Genomic DNA, 20,335 nt, shown 5'->3' with positions numbered 1-20,335 from the left:
CTTGGTTCCGGCGCAGACACATCTGGCGGCCATAGACCGGAGAAAAAACATGATCGTGGCCGAACCCACCAGCGCAGGACGACGCGTGCAGTTTTCCGCCGACCTCGAACGCGAGCTCGCCAGCGGCGAACTCGTCTTCCCGACCAGCATGCAGGCGGCCGTGAAAATCCGCCGCGCCCTCGACGAAGAAGACGCCAGCACAGCAACCGTCGCCCGCATCATAAATCTCGAACCGCTGTTGTCGGTGAAGATGTTACGTATGGCCAACTCGGCCTTTTTCAACACGAGTGGCCAGGAAGTGACCGATGTGCACCGCGCGCTGATGCGTGTCGGCATGAACAACGCACGCGTGCTCGCGCTGGCCGTGATCGGCGACCAGATGGCAACTGCCAGCGAGTTCGCGCCAGTCTGGCGCCTCGCCGAACAACTCTGGCGCCACACGCTGGATGTGGCGTCGCTGGCTTACGCGATTGCCCTGCAAATCGAAGACGTTTCGCCCGACACGGCCCTGCTGGCCGGCATGGTGCATGACATCGGCCAGTTCTACCTGCTGTCGCGCGTGCATGCCTACCCGGAGCTGCTGCAGGAGCAGGACGAAATGTCGGAATTCATCCTGAGCTGGCAGAAGGAAGTCGGCCAGCAGGTACTCAAGTCCCTCGGCACGCCCGAGCTGATCATCCGCGCGCTCGACGAGCAAGAGAACCCGAGCGGCGCGTGGCCACCCAACAAGCTCGCGGATGTCCTCTTCCTCGCCAATAGCGCGGCTGGCACACCGAACCCGTTCAGCACCTTGTCACTGGAAATGCAGATCGCCTTGCGCCAGGCAGCCTTCGCCGGCGTCGATCGCGAGGTTGTCAATCAGTTGCTGGATGAAGCGCGTGTGCAGCGTGCTGTGGCGCTGTCAATGCTTACAGCATGACTTGATAACGCCGGAAGATGTAGGAGCGGGCCCTGCCCGCGACATCCCGCGTACAACAATAGCCAGTGCCGCATCGTCGGCTGCGTAGTCGCGGGCATGGCCCGCTCCTACAACAAGCTCGTCACGCGGAAACCTTGGAAATACTCCGCTGCAGGCGATCACGGCTACCCGAAAGATGCAGGCGTAGCGCCGCGCGTGCTGCCTCGGAATCCCGACGTTCAATCGCATAGCAGATCTGTTCGTGCTCGCGATGGATGCGATCCAGGTACTCGCGCATGCTCACGCCTTCGAGGCGGAATGACTGCAGGCGCGCGCGCGGGATGAGCAATTCCCCGACGTAGTTGAACAGCTTGAGGAAGTGCGGATTGCCCGCTGCCTCGGCAATGCAGCGATGGAATTCCATATCCGCCTGCACCGCATCTTCACCCTTCTCGATCGCCGCCAGCATGTCGGCCAGCGCCTTGCGCATGGCGGCAAGCTGCTCGTCCGTGCGGCGTTGCGCGGCGAGCACAGCTGCTTCGGATTCAAGCGCGATGCGCAGCTCCAGCACCGACACCATCTCCTGCACCACTGACAGGCCAGACGCCTCGATCTGGAAAGCGCCCGAGCGCTCCTGCTGCACGACAAACGCCCCCACGCCCTGCACTGTCGTCACGCGACCGCTGGCGCGCAGATTGGCCACGGCTTCGCGCACCACGGTGCGGCTGACGCCGAACTCATCGATCATCACCTGCTCGCTGGGCAGGCGCTCACCCACGGGATAAGCCCCGCTGGCAATGCGTTCCGAAATGGTCTTGACCAACTGACCGGTCAGCGTTTCACGACGACGAAGGCTCTGCATCTATTGCATCCCTTGTTACAACAACTTCCTGTTCGGCACACCCGACCCGCTCGCAAGGACCGGATCATTTCGCGCATCATACCTCAACTAGTATGATGAGTACGCCAATTTTTCGGCAACTCGTTACACCACCCTACCTGATTAGCGGAATTTTTCAAGCTTGTCACTTTCTCTCGCAAGCCCCGCCAGCGCTCGAAAAGTGCATAATCTTCCCGTAATTACTGCGCCGTAATGCGGGTAAACGGCGACACCCCGACAATTGACACTTATTTTTCTTTGTGAGTACCATTCGTTCAACTAGTATGACGACTGACGAGCAATAGCCAATTCTGGCAGCACACGGAGACATCATGAAGATTGAAAACATCAAGGTGAGCGTGTTCACCTTCCCCAGCTTCCGCTCTGTAGACAGCGCCGGCCATTCGCACCCCGGCCCGGAAACCAAGGCACGGCTGGCGATGCTGACCATCACCGCCGACGACGGCACCGAGGGCCACGCCTTCGGCCCGCCGGAGGTGATCCGTGCGCACGTCATCGACGCGTTCGCGCGCAAGGTGCTGGTCGGCGGCAACCCGCTCAATCGCGAACAACTCTGGCATGCGCTGGAGCACTGGCAGCGCGGCAGCGCCGGTCAGCTCACCGATCGCGCCCTGGCCATCATCGACATGGCGCTGTGGGACCTCGCCGGCCGCAAGGCCAATATGCCGGTGTATCAATTGATCGGCGGTTATCGCGACAAGGTGCCAGCCTACGGCAGCACCATGTGTGGCGACGAACTCAAGGGCGGCCTGTCGACGCCCGAGGAATACGCGGCCTTCGCCGAGAAGCTGGTGGCGCGGGGTTACAAGGGCATCAAGCTGCATACGTGGATGCCGCCAGTGTCATTCGCACCCAGCGTCGAGATGGACATCAAGGCCTGCGCCGCCGTGCGCGAAGCCGTCGGCCCCGATATCGCGCTGATGCTGGATGGCTATCACTGGTACAGCCGCGCCGAAGCACTGCAGATCGGCCGCGCCCTCGAGAAACTCAACTTCGCCTGGTTCGAGGAAATGATGAACGAGCAGAGCATCGCCTCGTACGCCTGGCTCGCCAACCAGCTCGACATCGCCATCGTCGGCCCCGAGTCGATCTCCGGCAAACACTTCAGCCGCGCCGACTGGGTCGTGGCTGGCGCCTGCGACATGTTGCGCGGTGGCGCGCAAGGCATTGGCGGCATCAGCCCGACGCTCAAGGTAGCGCACCTCGCCGAGTCCTTCGGCATGGATTGCGAAGTGCATGGCAACGGCGCGGCGAATCTCGCCATCTGCGCGGCGATCAAGAACTGCCGCTGGTACGAGCGCGGCCTGCTGCACCCTTTCCTCGAATACGACGACGTGCCGGCCTATCTCAACAGCCTGCCCGACCCGATGGACAAGGACGGCTTCGTTCACGTCTCGCAACTGCCGGGGCTCGGCGAAGACATCAACTTCGAATACATCGCAGCGAACACGGTGGCCACTTACTAAGCAGAAACAGTCGGCGTCGTACCCAAGAAGCATTACAAAGAAGGAGACATCATGAAAATCGCGTATCTGCTCAGCGCCCCGGTGCTTGCCGTTTCGCTCGCCGTATCGCTGTGTATGACCTCCGTCCAGGCGAAGACGCCGGACGACCAGCTCATCGTCGGCATGAGCATGAACAACCTGCTGTCGCTCGACCCGGCCGCAGCCACGGGTAACGACGTCACCGAAATCAACGTCAATCTGTACGACACGCTAGTCGAGCTGGACCCGGCCAACACCAGCAAGCTGTTGCCCGGCCTGGCCGAACGCTGGACCGTGTCGCCAGATGGCAAGAGCATCACCTTCAACATCCGCAAGGGCGTGAAGTTCCAGTCCGGCAATGTGCTCACCGCAGAAGATGCCGCCTGGTCGCTGCAGCGCGTGCTGAAGATCAATCTCGCACTGGCTTCATCGTGGAAGGCCTACGGCTTCACCGCGCAGAATGTCGAGAAGCAGATCCGTGCGACAGACCCAAATACGCTGGTCATCGACCTGCCTGAACCGACAGACCCGAAGCTGGTGCTGTACACGCTCGGCTCATCGGTAAGCGCCATCATCCTCGACAAGAAGAAGGTGCTGGAGAACGAGAAGAACGGTGACCTCGGTGCAGCCTGGCTGACCACCAATGCGGCCGGCTCCGGCCCCTTCATCCTCAACGAATGGCGCGCCAAGGATGTGCTGCTGATGACGCGCTTCGACGGTTACTGGCGCGGCCCGGCAAAACTCCGCCGCGTGATCATGCGTCACATGACCGAATCACAATCGCTGCGCCTGATGATCGATCGCGGTGACATCGACGTCGCGACCGGCATGTCGGTGCCCGACATCGAGGCGATGAAGACCAACCCGAACGTCGCCGTGCAAGCCGTCAAGCGCGGCAACGTCTACTACGTCGCAATGAGCGTGAAAGACCCGCGCTTCGCCGACAAGCGCGTGCGCCAGGCGATCCGCGACCTGATCGACTATGACGGCATCAACAAGACGGTGATGCCCAACTACGGTCTCTATCATCAACGCCCGGTGCAGATGGGCCTGCCAGCTACGCTGCCTGATCCGGGCTACAAGCTCAACGTGCCGGCCGCCAAGAAGCTGCTGACCGAAGCCGGCTTCCCCAACGGTTTCAAGACCACCATCCGCGTGCTGTCGGATGCGCCCTTCATCAACATCGCCACCAACCTGCAAGCAACGCTGTCGCTCGGCGGCATCGAAGCCAGCGTGGTCTCGGGCACTGGCAACCAGGTGTACGGCGCGATGCGTGACCGCAACTTCGAGATCATCGTCGGCCGTGGCGGCGGCGGTGCCGAACCGCATCCACACAGCAGCCTGCGCTCGCTGGTCTACAACCCGGACAACGCCGATGCCGCCAAGCTGACCAACTTCCAGGGCTGGCGCACCTCTTTCATCAGCCCCGAGATCAACGCCCTGATCGAGAAGGCCGAAGTCGAGACCGACGAGAAGAAACAGCTCGCCATGTATCAGGAGGTACAGAAGCTGTATGACACGCAGGTGGGCGCAATCATCCCCGTGTCGCAGATGGTGGACACCGTGGTGCTGACCAAGAACGTGAAGGGCTACGTCGGCCACCCCTCCGCCACTACGCGACTGCGCGAAGTGAGCAAGGCGAAGTAAGCAGCGTCAGCAGGAACAGCCCGTCATTCCCGCGCAAGCGGGAATCCACGCCAACGCCCAACATTGGTTTGTCACACGCAAGTGGATTCCCGCTTCCGCGGGAATGACGAAGTTGAGTTGGTGATCAAATGCAACACGGAGCACTCATGTCCTTTCTTCCCCTGCGCATGCCCGGCATCAGCCTGCATCGCTTCCACGGTTTCGGCAATCGCCTCGTCACGGTCCTTGTGACCCTGCTCGGCCTGCTGGCGCTGACCTTCTTCATCGGTCGCGTGATGCCGCTCGACCCGGTGCTATCCATCGTCGGTTCCGATGCGGATCAATCGACCTATCAACAGGTCTACCAGCAGCTCGGTCTCGACAAGCCGCTCTACGTACAGTTCGGCTACTACCTGCGCGATCTGCTGCACGGTGATCTCGGCAAGGCGATGCTGACCGGCCATGCGGTGACCGCCGACATCGCGCGCGTCTTTCCCGCCACCGTCGAGCTCGCCACCGTCGCCATCCTGATCGGCACGCTGGTCGGCGTGCCACTCGGTGTGTTCGCCGCCACGCGTCGCGGCCGCCTCGGTGACCAGGTGGTGCGCGTCATCAGCCTGTGCGGCTACTCGGTGCCGGTGTTCTGGTTCGGCATGATGGGTTTGCTGATCTTCTACGCATGGCTCGGCTGGGCCGGTGGCGCAGGGCGTGTCGACCTGTCGTACGACGGCCTCGTCACGCGCACCACCGGCCTGCTGCTGGTCGACTCGGCCCTGCAGGGCGAGTGGGACACCTTCCGCAGCGCGCTCAAGCACATCACCCTGCCGGCCTGCATCCTGGGCCTGCATTCGATGGCCTACATCAGCCGCATGACGCGCAGCTTCATGCTGGCGCAGCTGTCGCAGGAATACATCATCACGGCGCGTGTAAAAGGTCTCTCCGAGCGCAACGTGATCTGGAACCACGCCTTCCGCAACATCCTCGTGCAGCTGCTGACCATCGTGGCGCTGGCCTACGGCGGCCTGCTCGAAGGCGCGGTGCTGATCGAGACCGTCTTCGCCTGGCCGGGCTTCGGCCAGTACCTCACCAGCAGCCTCCTGCTGGGCGACATGAACGCCGTGATGGGCTGCGTGCTGCTCATCGGCATCATCTTCGTCACCCTCAACCTGATTGCCGATGCGCTGTATCAGGTCTTCGATCCGAGAACCCGCTGATGTCCGCCGCCATGACTACGACTCCAAGCCCTTCGCTGAACAAGAGCGCCCTCGCGTCCGACGTGCCGCAGTCCAGCGCCGCCGCATGGCGCGAAACCATCCGGCGCGGGGCCCGGCGCCTGACGCACAACCCGCTTACCGTGGCCGGCCTCGCCGTCGTCCTGCTGCTCGTGCTGGTGGCGATCTTCGCTCCGTGGATCGCCACCCACACGCCCGTTGCACAGGATCTCTCCGACGCGCTGAAGGCGCCCAGTGCCGAGCACTGGTTCGGCACCGACGAGTATGGCCGCGACATCTTCAGCCGCCTCGTCTATGGCTCACGCATCACGCTCTACATCATCGCGCTGGTGACGATTGTCGTCGGTCCCGTCGGTCTCGCCGTCGGCACCATCTCGGGCTACTTCGGCGGCTGGGTGGACACGGTGTTCATGCGCGTCACCGACATCTTCATCTCCTTCCCCGGCCTCGTGCTCGCACTGGCCTTCGTCGCCGCCCTCGGCCCGGGTCTGGACCACGCCATCATCGCCATCGCACTCACCGCATGGCCACCGATCGCACGTCTGGCACGCGCCGAAACGCTGTCGCTGCGCAAGGCCGATTTCGTTGCCGCTGCGCAGCTGCAGGGGGCCTCGCCGGCACGCATCATCGTGCGTCACATCGTGCCGATGTGCCTGTCATCGGTAATTGTGCGCCTGACCATGAACATGGCCGGCGTGATCCTCACCGCAGCCGGTCTCGGCTTCCTCGGCCTCGGCGCGCAACCGCCGATGCCGGAATGGGGCGCGATGATTTCTGCCGGCCGTCGCTACATGCTCGAGTGCTGGTGGCTGGTCGCCATGCCCGGTGCCGCAATCATGATGGTCAGCCTCGCCTTCAACCTGCTTGGTGACGGCTTGCGCGACGTGCTCGACCCGCGAAGCGAATAGGAGGAAGACGACATGAACTCACCATTACTGAAAGCCGAAGACCTCAACGTGCGTTTCAACACCGCCAACGGTGTAGTGCACGCAGTTCGCGGCGTGTCCTTCGAGCTCGGCCGCGAGAAGCTCGCCATCGTCGGCGAATCCGGTTCGGGCAAATCCACCATCGGTCGCGCCCTGCTGCGCCTGCATCCCCACAGCGCGAGCATCGACGGCAAGCTGCAGTTCGGCGACACCAATCTGCTCGCCTGCAGCGAACGCGAGATGCAGGCCATCCGCGGCCGTCGCATGTCGATGATCATGCAGGACCCGAAATACTCGCTGAACCCGGTGATGCGCGTCGGCGAGCAGATCGCCGAGGCCTATCTCGCGCACCGCAAGGTGAGCAAGGCCGAAGCACGCGCCAAGGCCATCGCCATGCTGGAGAGCGTGCGCATCCGCGATCCGGAACGCGTCTACAACCTCTACCCGCATGAGGTTTCCGGCGGCATGGGCCAGCGCATCATGATCGCCATGATGCTGATCCCCGAGCCGGAGATCGTCATCGCCGACGAGCCGACTTCCGCACTCGACGTCTCGGTGCGCATCCAGGTGCTCGGCGTGCTCGACGACCTCGTCAGCCAGCGCGGCCTCGGCCTGATCTTCATCAGCCACGACCTCAACCTCGTGCGCAGCTTCTGCGACCGCGTGCTGGTGATGTATGCCGGTCGGGTAGTCGAATCCATCGCCGCCGCCGACCTCGACAAGGCACAGCACCCCTACACGCGTGGCCTGCTCGAAGCGCTGCCCAGCCTCGACCAGCGTCGCGAGCGCCTGCCCGTACTGCAACGCGACCCGGCCTGGGCCGCTTGAGGAAAAGCACATGATTACCAATACGATGATCGACATCCGCGCCCTCAACCTCACGTTCGGCCTTGGCGACAAAGCCAACCGCGTGCTCAGGGACGTGAGCCTCAGCGTGGCTGCTGGCGAGAGCTTCGGCCTCGTCGGCGAATCCGGCTCCGGCAAGACCACCGTGCTGCGCTGCCTCGCCGGCCTCTACAACCACTGGCAGGGCGAACTCGCCATCGCCGGCAAGCCACTCGCCCACAAGCTCGACCGCGAGCGTTGCCGCTGGGTGCAGATGGTGTTCCAGGACCCGTATGGCTCGCTGCATCCACGCCACACCGTCGAGACGGCGCTTGCCGAGCCGCTGCGCATCCATGGCATCGGCGACCGCAGTTCGCGTATCGACAACATCCTCACCAAAGTCGGCCTCAATCCCTCGTTCCGCTACCGCTATCCGCACCAGCTCTCCGGCGGCCAGCGTCAGCGCGTGGCGATTGCGCGCGCACTGATCCTCGAACCGAAAGTGCTGCTTCTCGATGAGCCGACCTCGGCGCTCGACGTCTCCGTGCAGGCCGAAATTCTCAACCTGCTGGTCGACCTGCGCGCCCGCGACGGCCTCACCTACCTGATGGTCACGCACGACCTCAGCGTGGTTGCGCACCTGTGCGAGCGCATCGCCGTCATGCAGCACGGCAGCATCGTCGAGACCCTCACACGCGATGCGCTCGAGAGCAACAGCGCCAGCCACCCCTACACCCGCATGCTGGTCGAAGCCAGCCGTCATTACAGCCGCGAGCTGGCGCAGAACATCGCGCTGCAAGCCGCTTGACTCCCACAGACACGCTTCACCCTGGACACATCACCATGCAGATACCCGTCAATACATTCAAGCAAGCCATCCTTGCGGGCAAACGCCAGATCGGCCTGTGGTCGCACCTGTCGAGTTATGTCTCGATGGAAGTCATTGCCGGTGCCGGTTTCGACTGGATCCTCATCGACATGGAACACTCACCCAACGAGGTCATCCTCGTGCATCAGCAGTTGCTGGCCATGGTGGAGGGCGGCACGCATCCCATCGTGCGCGTCGCATGGAATGACTTCGTCATGATCAAGCGCATCGTCGACCTCGGCGTGCAGTCCCTGCTGATCCCGCAAGTGCAGAACGCTGCCGAAGCGCGCCGCGCCGTGCAGGCCACGCGCTATCCAAACGAAGGTGGCGTACGCGGCTTCACCGGCCTGTCGCGCGCCTCGCGCTTCGGCCGCGTCAAGGACTACCACAAGCTGGCCAGCGAGCAGATGTGCGTGATCGTGCAGGTCGAGACTGCGGAAGCGCTGCGCAACATCGAGGAGATCGCAGCGGTCGAGGGCGTGGACGGCATCTTCATCGGTCCCGGCGACCTGTCCGCCTCGCTCGGCCAGATCGGCAACCCGGCGCATGCCGAAGTGCAGGACCAGATCGCCGACGCCATCCGCCGCATCCGTGCGACAGGCAAGCCGGCGGGCATCCTCACCGGCGACGAAACGCTGGCGCGCAAGCACATCGAACAGGGTTGTGGCTTCGTGGCTGTCGGAGCGGACATTGCGCTGCTGGCGCGAGCGGTGGAGCAATTGGCTGCGCGCTTTGCGCATGTCGCTTAGGAAGTCCGGCATTCATTGAACGTTTCCCTCACCCGGTCCTGACGGACCACCCTCTCCCAGACGTGGGAGAGGGTGCCCCGACAGGGGCGGGTGAGGGCCCCCACTCACAAGCACTCTTCAGACAATCCAGACGGAGCCCCTCAATATGAGCAACATCGGTTTCATCGGCCTCGGCATCATGGGCACGCCCATGGCAGCCAACCTCATCAAGGGCGGCCACACCCTCTTCCTGCACTCCCGCTCGGGCGTCCCTGCAGAACTCACCCAGGCAGGCGGCAAAGCCTGCGAGACCGGCGCCGAAGTCGCACGCAATGCAGATGTCATAATCATCATGGTGCCGGACACGCCACACGTCGAATCCGTACTGTTCAACGCCGACGGTGTCGCAGCCGGTCTCAGCGACGGCAAGCTGGTCATCGACATGAGCTCGATCGCGCCGGTCGCCACCAAGGCCTTCGCGCAACGCATCAATGCGCTCGGCTGCGACTACCTCGATGCGCCCGTGTCAGGCGGTGAAGTGGGTGCCAAGGCCGCCACGCTGACCATCATGGTCGGCGGCCCGGACGCCGCCTTCGAACGTGCAAAGCCTTTGTTCGAACTGATGGGCAAGAACATCACCCTCGTCGGTGGCAACGGTGACGGCCAGATCACCAAGGTCGCCAACCAGATCATCGTCGCGCTGACCATCGAAGCAGTCGGCGAAGCGCTGCTGCTTGCATCGAAGGCTGGAGCCGATCCTGCTCGCGTACGTCAGGCCCTCATGGGTGGCTTCGCCAACTCGCGCATTCTCGAAGTTCATGGCGAACGCATGATCAAGCGCACCTTCAAGCCTGGCTTCCGCATCGAACTGCACCAGAAGGACCTCAACCTCGCGCTCAGCACGGGTCGCGAACTCGGCGTCGCCCTGCCCAACACGGCGACCGCACAGGAGCTGTTCAACACCTGTGCGGCACACGGCGGTGCGGGCGAAGATCACTCGGCGCTGGTACGCGCGCTGGAGTTGATGGCCAATCACGACATCGCCGAAGCCAGTGGACAGTGAGCGCTTCCGATAACCTTTCCAGCACTCATCAGGCAGCGGTTTCATGATCCAGATCCAGCCCCGCGAACTCTTGCTGAAGATGGCACAGGCCGCCATCGATGCCGCTGCGCCCGCGCAATGCGTGCCCGAGAACCTGCCCGCGCCGCCACTCGGTCGCACGGTCGTCATCGGCGCCGGCAAGGCAGCTGCCGCCATGGCGCGCGCCGTGGAAGATCACTGGCCGTGGCCGCTGTCGGGGCTGGTGGTCACGCGCTACGGTCACGGCGCGGATTGCAAGCGCATCGAAGTGATCGAAGCCGCTCACCCGGTGCCCGATGAGGCCGGCCAGAAAGCTGCGCAACGCATCCTCGATTCGGTGCAAGGACTCACCGCCGACGACCTCGTGCTGTGCCTCATCTCGGGCGGCGGCTCGGCGCTGCTGGCCCTGCCCGCACCAGGCCTGACGCTGGCCGACAAGCAGCAGGTCAATCGCGCGCTGCTGCGCAGTGGCGCTTCGATCAGCGAGATGAACTGCGTGCGCAAGCATCTCTCGGCCATCAAGGGCGGCCAGCTGGCAGTTGCCTGCGCACCGGCACGCGTCGTCACCCTGCTGATCTCCGACGTGCCGGGTGACGATCCTTCCGTCATCGCCTCCGGCCCCACCATTGCCGACCCGACCAGCTTCGCCGATGCGCTCGCCATCGTCGAGAAGTACCGCATCGTCGAGCCACGCGCGGTGGTCGAGCATCTGCGCCGCGGGCTCAACGAAACGCCGAAGCCCGGCGACAAACGCCTGCGCGGCAACGAGGTGCGCGTCATTGCGACGGCAAAGGGCTCGCTCGAAGCAGCCTCGCGTGTCGCCAGCGAGCATGGCGTGCTGCCCATCGTGCTGGGCGACAGCATTGAAGGCGAGGCACGCGATGTCGCCCAGGTGCAATCGGTGCTCGCCCGCCTCGCGCACGAGGCCCAGCCCGGGCAGAAACCCTGCGTGCTCGTCTCCGGCGGCGAGACCACCGTCACCGTGCGCGGCAACGGCCGCGGCGGCCGCAATGCCGAATACCTGCTGGCACTCACCTGCGCCTTGCGCGGGCAGGCCGACACGCATGCCATTGCCATCGACACTGACGGTATCGACGGTAGCGAAGACAACGCCGGCTGCATTACCGCACCTGACACCCTGGCGCGTGCCGAGGCGCTCGGCATGAGTGCCGATGCCTGCCTCACCGGCAACGACGCCTACAGCTTCTTCGACAAACTCGAAGACCTCGTCGTCACTGGCCCGACGCGCACCAACGTCAACGACTTCCGCGCGATCCTCGTCCTGTAGTCATCTGCCGGTCATCTTTCTGCAATATCGCGATGCGCGTCGCGATATCGCGTGAATGTCCATTTATTCCACGTCACGATCTCGCATCTGCTGCCCACAGCAACTATGCTGATCCAGTGCGTCCTCGTCCTTCTTTCCTGAAGGCACGGCAGTCCGGAACGAAAGACTCTCCCCCAGCGCCAGGCTAGCTCCTGCGCCTGCGGGGCGCCGCGCATTCACCCCCGGAATCGCATTTCACCCAGCCCTCCGCCCCCTGCATCACTTCTATCGAAAGGAACGACGATGAGCCTGTTCGGAAAGATTCTTTCAAAGCTGGGTTTCGGCAGTGCGGAGGCCGCGCCCGCTGCCACGGCACCCGCCCCGGCTCCTGCCGCTGAGGCCGCCCCTGTAACCACTCCCGCACCCGCAGCAGTGACCGCTGCAATTCCGGTAGTGGATGTCGTCGCCAAACTGGAAAGGCTCGCAGCCGCGCATCCCGAGAAACTCAACTGGAGGCAGTCCATCGTCGACCTGATGAAGTTGCTGGGCCTCGACAGCAGCCTTGCCGACCGCAAGGCGCTCGCCACCGAACTCGGTTGTCCAGCGGAAAAGATGAGCGACTCGGCGCAGATGAACATGTGGCTGCACAAGACCGTGCTGCAGAAGATTGCCGACAACGGCGGCAATGTCCCAGCCAGCCTGCTGGATTGACTGACGCATTGACCGCGCGGCGCGCGTGCTCCCGGGCTAGCGCGCATCTGCACCCCGAACATTGTCCCCCGAGGACGGGCACGCATATTGCGCAGCAGCCAGAGCAAGCGTGTCGTGACCTGCGCACGCTGGCGCGTGAAACAGCGCGTGGATCGGCAGCCATGTCGCCCGCGAAACGGTCAGGCTCGGTGCCTTCCGCCGCTCGCGGTGTGCTTGCCACGCCTCCCCGCTGCACGAAATTTCGCATGATCGGAAAAAATGACCATGCGCATTGCCCGGCTGACACCGGGTTCAGGGAGCAGGTCGAAAAGAACAACTGTCGTGCTACAGGATATTGCGCCGTAGCGGCAGTCACGAGTGGGCAGCTTGGCACCTGACATTGCTGATCGGCGCTTGCAGAGGAGACCGAAATGAATCAGCGCGCGAACACGATGGAGCCACCGCAGCAAGCAGGGCCGCAGGTGACGGATGCATACTTCGAGCTCGGCGAGCAGGACCTGCATCTGTTCCGCGAAGGTACGCACTCACGTCTCTATGACAAGCTCGGCTGCCATCTGACCGCGACCGGCGCCCGCTTCGCGGTGTGGGCACCGAACGCCAGTGCCGTTGCGGTGATCGGCGACTTCAATGGCTGGGATGCAGGGACCCACCGTGCCAATGTGCGCTGGGATGGCTCTGGCATCTGGGAACTCGATATTGACGGCGTCACCCCGGGTCATCGCTACAAGTTCGCAATCTTCACGCAGTCAGGGCAGCGTCTTGAAAAAGCAGACCCCTTCGCGCGCTATGCCGAACATGCGCCAGCTACAGCCTCCGTCGTCTGGCCGACGGATCGCTTTGCCTGGAACGACACCGGCTGGATGGCCGGTCGCGCCTCGTGCAAGGCGCTGGATGGGCCGATGTCCGTCTATGAATGCCACCTCGGCTCCTGGCGCCGCAGCGAACACGGCGACATGCTCGACTACCGCAGTCTCGCACCGCTGCTGACGCAGTACCTCCTGCAGACGGGGTTCACGCATGTCGAGTTGATGCCTGTCACCGAACACCCCTTCTACGGCTCCTGGGGTTACCAGACGACAGGCTACTTCGCACCAAGCTCACGCTACGGTACGCCCGAGGATTTCAAGTTTCTCGTCAACGCCCTGCATGAAGCCGGCATCGGCGTCATCCTCGACTGGGTACCCTCACACTTTCCTGCCGATGCGCATGGGCTGGCCCAGTTCGATGGCACGCATCTGTTCGAACATGCCGACGCACGTCAGGGCTTTCACCCGGAGTGGAATTCTTCCATCTTCAATTACGGGCGCAACGAGATACGCGCGTTCCTGCTGTCGAGCGCCATGCTGTGGCTGGACGAGTATCACATCGACGCGCTACGCGTCGATGCCGTGGCCTCCATGCTTTATCTGGACTACGCGCGTAAGGAAGGGGAATGGATTCCCAACGTGCACGGTGGTCGCGAGAATCTGGAGGCCATTTCTTTCCTGCGCATGCTCAACGAGTCGGCCTATCGCGACCACCCCGGCGTGCAGATCATTGCCGAGGAATCCACGGCCTGGCCCAGGGTGTCGCGCCCCACCGACGCAGGCGGCCTTGGCTTCGGCATGAAGTGGAACATGGGCTGGATGCATGACACGCTCAAGTACCTGCAGGAAGACCCGATCAATCGCCGCTGGCACCAGGGCAAACTGACCTTCTCCCTGCTCTACGCATTTACCGAGAACTTCATGCTGCCCCTGTCGCACGACGAAGTGGTCTACGGCAAGGGCTCGCTGATCGAGAAGATGCCCGGTGACGACTGGCAGAAGTTCGCCAACCTGCGCCTGCTGTTCGGGCATATGTGGGCACACCCCGGCAAGAAACTGCTGTTCATGGGTGGAGAGTTCGCCCAGCGCCGCGAATGGAATCATGACCAGAGCCTCGACTGGCATCTCGTCGAGCAGGGCGGCCCGCATGCTGGTGTACAGCGCTGGGTGGAGGACCTGAACCGCTTCTATCGCAGCGAACCGGCACTGTATGCGCTGGACTTCGACAGCGCGGGCTTCGAATGGATCAACGCTGACGACGCAGACAACAGCGTGATCTGCTACCTGCGCAAGTCAGACAAGGGCGGCAGCGTCCTGATCGTCGCCAACTTCACGCCCGTGCCACGCAGCAACTACCTTGTCGGCGTGCCACACGCTGGCTACTGGTGTGAGTGCCTCAATAGCGATGCCACGCTTTACGGCGGCAGCGGCGCGGGCAACCAGGGCGGCACCCACAGCGTGCCCGTGGCGGCCAATGGGCGCTTCCAGTCGCTCAACCTCACCCTGCCGCCGCTGGGCATCCTCTTCCTGCGTCATGAGAGGGCTGCGTCATGAGCAGCGCGGACATCATGCCGATAGCACTGGATGACGGCCGCATCCGCGTCGTCATCGAAAACGTACAGCCCGCGGTCGACGGCGGCCGCTTCCCGATCAAGCGCATCATCGGTGACGTGGTCGAGGTGTTCGCGGATTGCTTTGCCGATGGTCACGACGTGGTGGCCTGCGCCCTGCTCTGGCGCCGCGCCGGTGACACCGAATGGCATGGCACACCGATGCAGCCGCGCGGCAATGACCGCTGGCATGCAGATTTCACGGTGAACGCGATCGGCCGCTGGGAGTACACGGTGCGCGCCTGGGTCGACCCTTTCCTGTCATGGCAGCACGACTTCAGCCGGCGCATCGAGGTTGATGACGTACGCATCGCCGCCAGCAGCGGGGCCGCCTTGATTGCGGACGCAGCGCGGCGCGCAGGCACGGGCAGCGACGCTGCCTTGCTCGACGCCTGGGCGCGCGAGCTGGCATTCGCCACCAATGCCGCCGAGGGCGCCGATGCAGACGCGCTCAAGCGGATCGGCGCCGACGCGGCGCGCGGCAGCATCGCACAACGCTACCCCGACCTGACCCACGCGCTGACCTGCCCGCAGATCTACCAGGTCACCGTCGAGCGGGAGCGCGCGCGCTTCTCGGCCTGGTACGAGTTCTTCCCGCGCTCCGCGTCCGACGACATCCGCCGTCACGGCAGCTTCGCCGACTGCGAAGCCTGGCTGCCCTACGTCAAGCGCATGGGCTTCGACGTGCTGTACTTCCCGCCCATCCACCCCATCGGCCGTTCGCGGCGCAAGGGCCGCAACAATACGCTGGAGGCGGGGCCGGAGGACGTCGGCAGCCCGTGGGCCATCGGCGCGGCCGAGGGCGGCCACGACGCCATCCTGCCCGAGCTGGGCACGCTGGCCGAATTCCGCTCGCTGGTGCAGGCCGCCGCCAGCCTGGAAATCGATATCGCCATGGACATCGCCTTCCAGTGCGCGCCGGACCACCCCTGGGTCACGGAGCATCCGGAGTGGTTCAGGAAGCGTGCGGACGGCAGCATCCAGTACGCGGAGAACCCGCCGAAGAAGTACCAGGACATCTACCCCTTCGATTTCGAGACGGCGCAATGGCGTGAGCTATGGGCCGCGCTCGCGGGCGTGTTCGAGTTCTGGGTCGGGCAGGGCGTGCGCATTTTCCGCGTGGACAATCCGCACACCAAGGCCTACCCGTTCTGGGAATGGGTCATTGCGCGCATCCGTGCGCAGCACCCGGAGGTGATCTTCCTGTCCGAAGCCTTCACGCGGCCGCGGGTCATGCACCGCCTCGCCAAGGCGGGCTTCAGCCAGTCCTACACCTACTACACCTGGCGCAACTCGAAGCAGGAGCTGACCACCTACTTCACGGAGCTGACGCAGGGGCCCGGGCGCGACTACTTCCGCCCGAACGTATGGCCCAACACGCCCGACATCCTGCCTGCAGCCCTGCAGTACGGTGGCCGCCCGGTGTTCATGGCGCGTGCCGCGCTGGCCGCAACCCTGTCGGCCAATTACGGCATCTACGGCCCGGCCTATGAACTGCTCGACGCAGCGGCGCTGCGCGCCGGTGGCGAGGAGTATCTGGACTCGGAGAAGTTCGAACGCCGCGTGTGGGATCGCGACCGCGCAGACTCGCTCGTCGAATTCTTCAGCGTGTTGAACCGTGCGCGACGCGCCAACGCCGCGCTGCAGCGCGACTCGGGGCTGCGCTTTCTCAGCGTCGACAACGAGCAGATCATCGCCTACGCCAAGACCTCGGCCGATGGCAGCAATACCGTCGTGTGCGTCGTCAATCTCGACCCGCACCACACGCAAAGCGGCTGGGTCGATCTGGACATGCAGGCATTCGGCCTGGGCCCCGACCAGTCCTTCCAGCTGCACGACGTGATCAGCGACGCGCACTACCTGTGGCACGGCGCACGCAACTACGTGAGCCTGGATCCGCAGCGCTGCCCCGCCCAGATCATGGAGCTGCGTGCCCATTTGCGGCGCGAGAACGATTTCGACTACTTCCTCTGAGGCACTGCCGTGAACGATGCCATCACCCTGAGTACCATCGAGACCCTGGCGACCAACGACGAAACAGGACCCACCGCGACCGGCCTGCACACCGACACCGCGAGCGACCCGCTCTGGTACAAGGATGCAGTCATCTATGAACTGCACATCAAGGCCTACGCCGACGCCAATGGCGATGGCATAGGCGATTTCCGCGGTCTGACCCAGCATCTGGACCACGTGCAGTCGCTGGGCGTGAATACCATCTGGCTGCTGCCCTTCTACCCCTCGCCCCTGCGCGATGATGGCTACGACGTCGCCAACTACGAAGACGTGCATCCCAGCTACGGCACGCTGGACGACTTCCGCGCCTTCGTCGCCGAGGCCCATCGCCGCGGCCTGCGCGTGATCACGGAGCTGGTGGTCAACCACACATCAGACCAGCACCCGTGGTTCCAGGCTGCGCGCAAGGCGCCCAAGGGTTCGCCGGAACGCGACTTCTATGTGTGGAGCGATGACAACACGCTCTACTCGGGTACCCGCATCATCTTCACCGACACGGAGAAGTCCAACTGGACCTGGGATGAGGTCGCTGGCCAGTACTTCTGGCACCGCTTCTTCAGCCACCAGCCCGATCTGAACTTCGACAATCCGGCGGTGCTCGAAGCGGTGCTCAAGACCATGGAGTTCTGGCTGGACACGGGTGTCGACGGCTTCCGCCTGGATGCCATCCCCTACCTGATCGAGCGCGACGGTACCAGCAACGAGAATCTGCGCGAGACGCACGATGTCATCAAGGCCATTCGCGCCCGCATCGAGGCGAACTATCCCGGCCGCCTGCTACTGGCCGAGGCCAATATGTGGCCCGAGGATGTGCGCGAGTATTTCGGCGAGGCCGACGAGTGCCAGATGGCCTATCACTTCCCCCTGATGCCGCGCATGTACATGGCCATTGCGCAGGAGGACCGGCACCCGGTGGTGGAAATCCTGGCGCAGACCCCGGAGATTCCCGACACCTGCCAATGGGCTGTCTTCCTGCGCAATCACGACGAGCTGACGCTGGAGATGGTGACCAGCAAGGAGCGCGACTACATGTACCGCATGTACGCCTCCGACGCGCGTGCGCGCATCAATCTCGGCATCCGTCGCCGCCTCGCGCCACTGCTGGAGAATGATCGCGCGCGCATCGAACTCATGAACGGCATGCTGCTGTCCATGCCCGGCACGCCCGTGCTGTACTACGGCGACGAGATCGGCATGGGCGACAACATTTTCCTGGGCGATCGCGACGGCGTTCGCACACCGATGCAATGGACCAGCGACCGCAATGGCGGCTTCTCGCGCGCCGATCCGCAACGCCTTTACCTGCCACCGATCCAGGACCCCATCTACGGCTTCGAAGCCGTCAATGTCGAGGCACAGGCGCGCGAGCCCTCATCGCTGATGAACTGGACCAAGCGCATGCTCGCCGTACGCAGCGCCACGCGCGCCTTCGGCCGGGGTCGCTTCGGCATGCTGCATCCGGGCAACCGCAAGGTGCTGGCCTATGTGCGCGAGCACGACGACGATGCCGTGCTGTGCGTCTTCAACCTCAGCCGCGTTGCCCAGCCGGTGGAGCTCGACCTTTCCGCCTACCGGGGTCGCGTACCCGTCGAGATGCTGGGGCGTTCGGCCTTTCCACCGATTGGCGACCACCCCTACCTGCTGACCCTGCCGGCCTACGGCTTCTTCTGGTTCCGCCTGTCGCACGATGCCATCCCGCCGCAGTGGCACACCGAACGCCTGGCTGCAGAGGACTTGCCCGTGCTGGTGCTGTTCGACGGCTGGAACAGCTTCTTCCGCAGCCGTGTCGTGCCCTGGCGCATGGGCATGGCCGAGAAGACCCGTAACCAGCTCGAGCGCGAGTTGATGCCGCAGTTCATGCTGCGCCAGCGCTGGTACGCCGCCAAGGGTGAGGCTCTGCAACGCAGCGCCCTGAGCGCCCATGTGATGCTGGAGGCGCAAGGTGCGCAGTGGCTGCTGCCGATGCTCGATACCGAAGGTGCGGGCAAGCCAGCACGCTACTTCGTGCCACTGGCCATCGCCTTCGAGGAGGACGACGAGGAGCGCGTTCGTGCCCTGGCGCCGGTGGCCGCCGCCAAGGTGCGCCAGCAGGCCACCATGGGTGTCCTCGCCGACGCAATGGGTGATGTACCGTTCTGCCGCGCAGTGGTGGAGGCCATCGGTGCCGGCCGGCAGATCACTGGCGAGGGCGGCCGCATGTTGTTCACGCCGACCCGCGCGTTCGGCGACGTGACGGCGGGCGCCCTGCAGGGTGAGCTGGCGCTGCAACGCCTCACGACCAGCAGCAACTCGGTCAGCCTGCTTGGCGAGAAACTGTTCCTGAAATGCTATCGCCATGTGCGGGCCGGCATTGCCCCCGAAGTGGAGATGGGGCGTTACCTCACCGACGTCGTGCATTACGAGAACTGTGTACCGGTCGCCGGCAGCGTGGAGTTCCACACCGATGACGGTCAGATCTGGTGCGTGGCGCTCCTGCAGGCCTGCGTGGTGAATCAGGGTGATGCGTGGAGCTTCACGGTCGCACAGCTGGCGCGCCTGCTCGAATCGCGCAGCGGTTTCGACGACGTCTCCCAGGAAGACCTCAATGCAATGGCCGAGCGCCTGCAGATCCTCGCGCGGCGCATTGCCGAATTGCATATCGCGCTGGCACGTCGCACCGGCACGCCCGCCTTCGAACCCGAGCCCATCACCGCGGCCGATCTGGGTGCGTGGGCGGCACAGGTACGCGAAGAGTTCAATCACACCTTCGGCCTGCTGCAGCAGCGCAGTGCGGGGCTCAACGCGCCGATGGCTGCACTGGCGGCGCAAGTCGACACGCTGCAATCGACGCTGCTCGCGCGCATCGACAAGGTCGCGACAGCCACCCCGCGCGGCCTCAAGACGCGCCTGCATGGCGACCTGCATCTGCAGCAGATCCTGGTGGCGCGCGATGACTTCCTCATCATCGACTTCGAGGGCGAGCCACAACGCAGCATGGAGGAGCGGCGCGCGCGCCACTCCGCACTGCGCGACGTGGCGGGCATGCTGCGCTCCTTCGACTACGCACGCCATACGGCGCTCCATCAGACCGCGCAGGGCAGCGTCGATCTCGAGCAACTGGCGCCGCTGGCGCGCCAGTGGGAGCGGCGCATGCGCCAGGCCTTCCTCCACACCTACTGCGAGGTAGTCGTTGCGGCGGGCCTCTACCCGGACGCAGCCGCATTCAAGGACACGCGTGCGCTGCTCGACATGTTCGAGCTCGAGAAAGCCCTGTACGAACTGCGCTACGAGCTGGACAACCGCCCTGACTGGGTGGCCGTACCACTCGCAGGCATTGCCGCACTGGCCGAGATCACTGATTGAACGAGGAAACCGAG

Annotated in this window: 15 protein-coding genes; 14 read left to right on the top strand and 1 reads right to left on the bottom strand. The window is 64.1% G+C overall.

Annotated elements, in window-relative coordinates:
- Positions 1 to 49 precede the first annotated feature (49 nt).
- Positions 50 to 919, top strand: a complete 870-nt coding sequence (locus VVD49_RS07090) for an HDOD domain-containing protein (RefSeq protein WP_327598438.1) — start codon at positions 50 to 52, stop codon at positions 917 to 919.
- Between the two features lie 121 nt (positions 920 to 1,040).
- On the opposite strand, the gene VVD49_RS07085 is transcribed toward VVD49_RS07090, so the two are convergent.
- Complete coding sequence (locus tag VVD49_RS07085) at positions 1,041 to 1,760, bottom strand: FadR/GntR family transcriptional regulator (protein WP_327598437.1); 720 nt, start codon at positions 1,758 to 1,760, stop codon at positions 1,041 to 1,043.
- 350 nt (positions 1,761 to 2,110) lie between these two features.
- Here VVD49_RS07085 and VVD49_RS07080 point away from each other — a divergent pair, with 350 nt between their 5' ends.
- The 13 genes from VVD49_RS07080 to treS all read left to right on the top strand — a co-directional run bounded on the left by VVD49_RS07080 (position 2,111) and on the right by treS (position 20,321).
- The gene (locus VVD49_RS07080) at positions 2,111 to 3,265 is read left to right on the top strand and encodes a mandelate racemase family protein (protein WP_327598436.1); all 1,155 of its coding nucleotides are present in this window, start codon (positions 2,111 to 2,113) and stop codon (positions 3,263 to 3,265) included.
- A 51-nt stretch (positions 3,266 to 3,316) separates the two neighbouring features.
- Positions 3,317 to 4,930: an ABC transporter substrate-binding protein gene (locus VVD49_RS07075; RefSeq protein WP_327598435.1), complete on the top strand. Its 1,614-nt coding sequence runs from the start codon at positions 3,317 to 3,319 to the stop codon at positions 4,928 to 4,930.
- A 146-nt stretch (positions 4,931 to 5,076) separates the two neighbouring features.
- Positions 5,077 to 6,123 (top strand): ABC transporter permease, encoded by a 1,047-nt coding sequence (locus VVD49_RS07070; RefSeq protein ID WP_327598434.1) that lies wholly within the window; start codon positions 5,077 to 5,079, stop codon positions 6,121 to 6,123.
- A gap of 11 nt (positions 6,124 to 6,134) precedes the next feature.
- The gene (gene nikC / locus VVD49_RS07065) at positions 6,135 to 7,049 is read left to right on the top strand and encodes a nickel transporter permease (protein ID WP_327598433.1); all 915 of its coding nucleotides are present in this window, start codon (positions 6,135 to 6,137) and stop codon (positions 7,047 to 7,049) included.
- 12 nt (positions 7,050 to 7,061) lie between these two features.
- On the top strand, positions 7,062 to 7,895 hold the full coding sequence (locus VVD49_RS07060) for an ABC transporter ATP-binding protein (RefSeq protein WP_327598432.1): 834 nt from the start codon (positions 7,062 to 7,064) through the stop codon (positions 7,893 to 7,895).
- Positions 7,896 to 7,905: 10 nt separating this feature from the next.
- Positions 7,906 to 8,700 carry an ABC transporter ATP-binding protein gene (locus tag VVD49_RS07055; RefSeq protein ID WP_327598431.1) on the top strand — a complete coding sequence of 265 codons (795 nt, stop codon included), beginning with the start codon at positions 7,906 to 7,908 and terminating at the stop codon, positions 8,698 to 8,700.
- Positions 8,701 to 8,735: 35 nt separating this feature from the next.
- Positions 8,736 to 9,509 carry an HpcH/HpaI aldolase family protein gene (locus VVD49_RS07050; protein WP_327598430.1) on the top strand — a complete coding sequence of 258 codons (774 nt, stop codon included), beginning with the start codon at positions 8,736 to 8,738 and terminating at the stop codon, positions 9,507 to 9,509.
- A 124-nt stretch (positions 9,510 to 9,633) separates the two neighbouring features.
- Positions 9,634 to 10,551 (top strand): 2-hydroxy-3-oxopropionate reductase, encoded by a 918-nt coding sequence (gene glxR, locus VVD49_RS07045; protein WP_327598951.1) that lies wholly within the window; start codon positions 9,634 to 9,636, stop codon positions 10,549 to 10,551.
- 43 nt (positions 10,552 to 10,594) lie between these two features.
- Positions 10,595 to 11,857 carry a glycerate kinase type-2 family protein gene (locus VVD49_RS07040; RefSeq protein ID WP_327598429.1) on the top strand — a complete coding sequence of 421 codons (1,263 nt, stop codon included), beginning with the start codon at positions 10,595 to 10,597 and terminating at the stop codon, positions 11,855 to 11,857.
- Between the two features lie 282 nt (positions 11,858 to 12,139).
- Complete coding sequence (locus VVD49_RS07035; RefSeq protein ID WP_327598428.1) at positions 12,140 to 12,547, top strand: DUF3597 domain-containing protein; 408 nt, start codon at positions 12,140 to 12,142, stop codon at positions 12,545 to 12,547.
- Between the two features lie 410 nt (positions 12,548 to 12,957).
- On the top strand, positions 12,958 to 14,907 hold the full coding sequence (gene glgB, locus VVD49_RS07030) for a 1,4-alpha-glucan branching protein GlgB (RefSeq protein WP_327598427.1): 1,950 nt from the start codon (positions 12,958 to 12,960) through the stop codon (positions 14,905 to 14,907).
- Entirely contained in the window at positions 14,904 to 16,937 is a 2,034-nt protein-coding gene (locus VVD49_RS07025; protein ID WP_327598426.1) for an alpha-1,4-glucan--maltose-1-phosphate maltosyltransferase, read from the top strand. Before glgB ends, VVD49_RS07025 begins: the two co-directional genes overlap by 4 nt.
- 9 nt (positions 16,938 to 16,946) lie before the next feature.
- Positions 16,947 to 20,321, top strand: a complete 3,375-nt coding sequence (treS, locus tag VVD49_RS07020) for a maltose alpha-D-glucosyltransferase (protein ID WP_327598425.1) — start codon at positions 16,947 to 16,949, stop codon at positions 20,319 to 20,321.
- The last annotated feature ends 14 nt before the right edge of the window (positions 20,322 to 20,335 follow it).

Origin of the sequence: Uliginosibacterium silvisoli (genome assembly GCF_036017035.1) — a bacterium.
Lineage (GTDB): Bacteria > Pseudomonadota > Gammaproteobacteria > Burkholderiales > Rhodocyclaceae > Viridibacterium > Viridibacterium silvisoli.
Note: the sequence above shows the minus strand (reverse complement) of the source record. Positions and strands in the feature narration are given on the sequence as shown.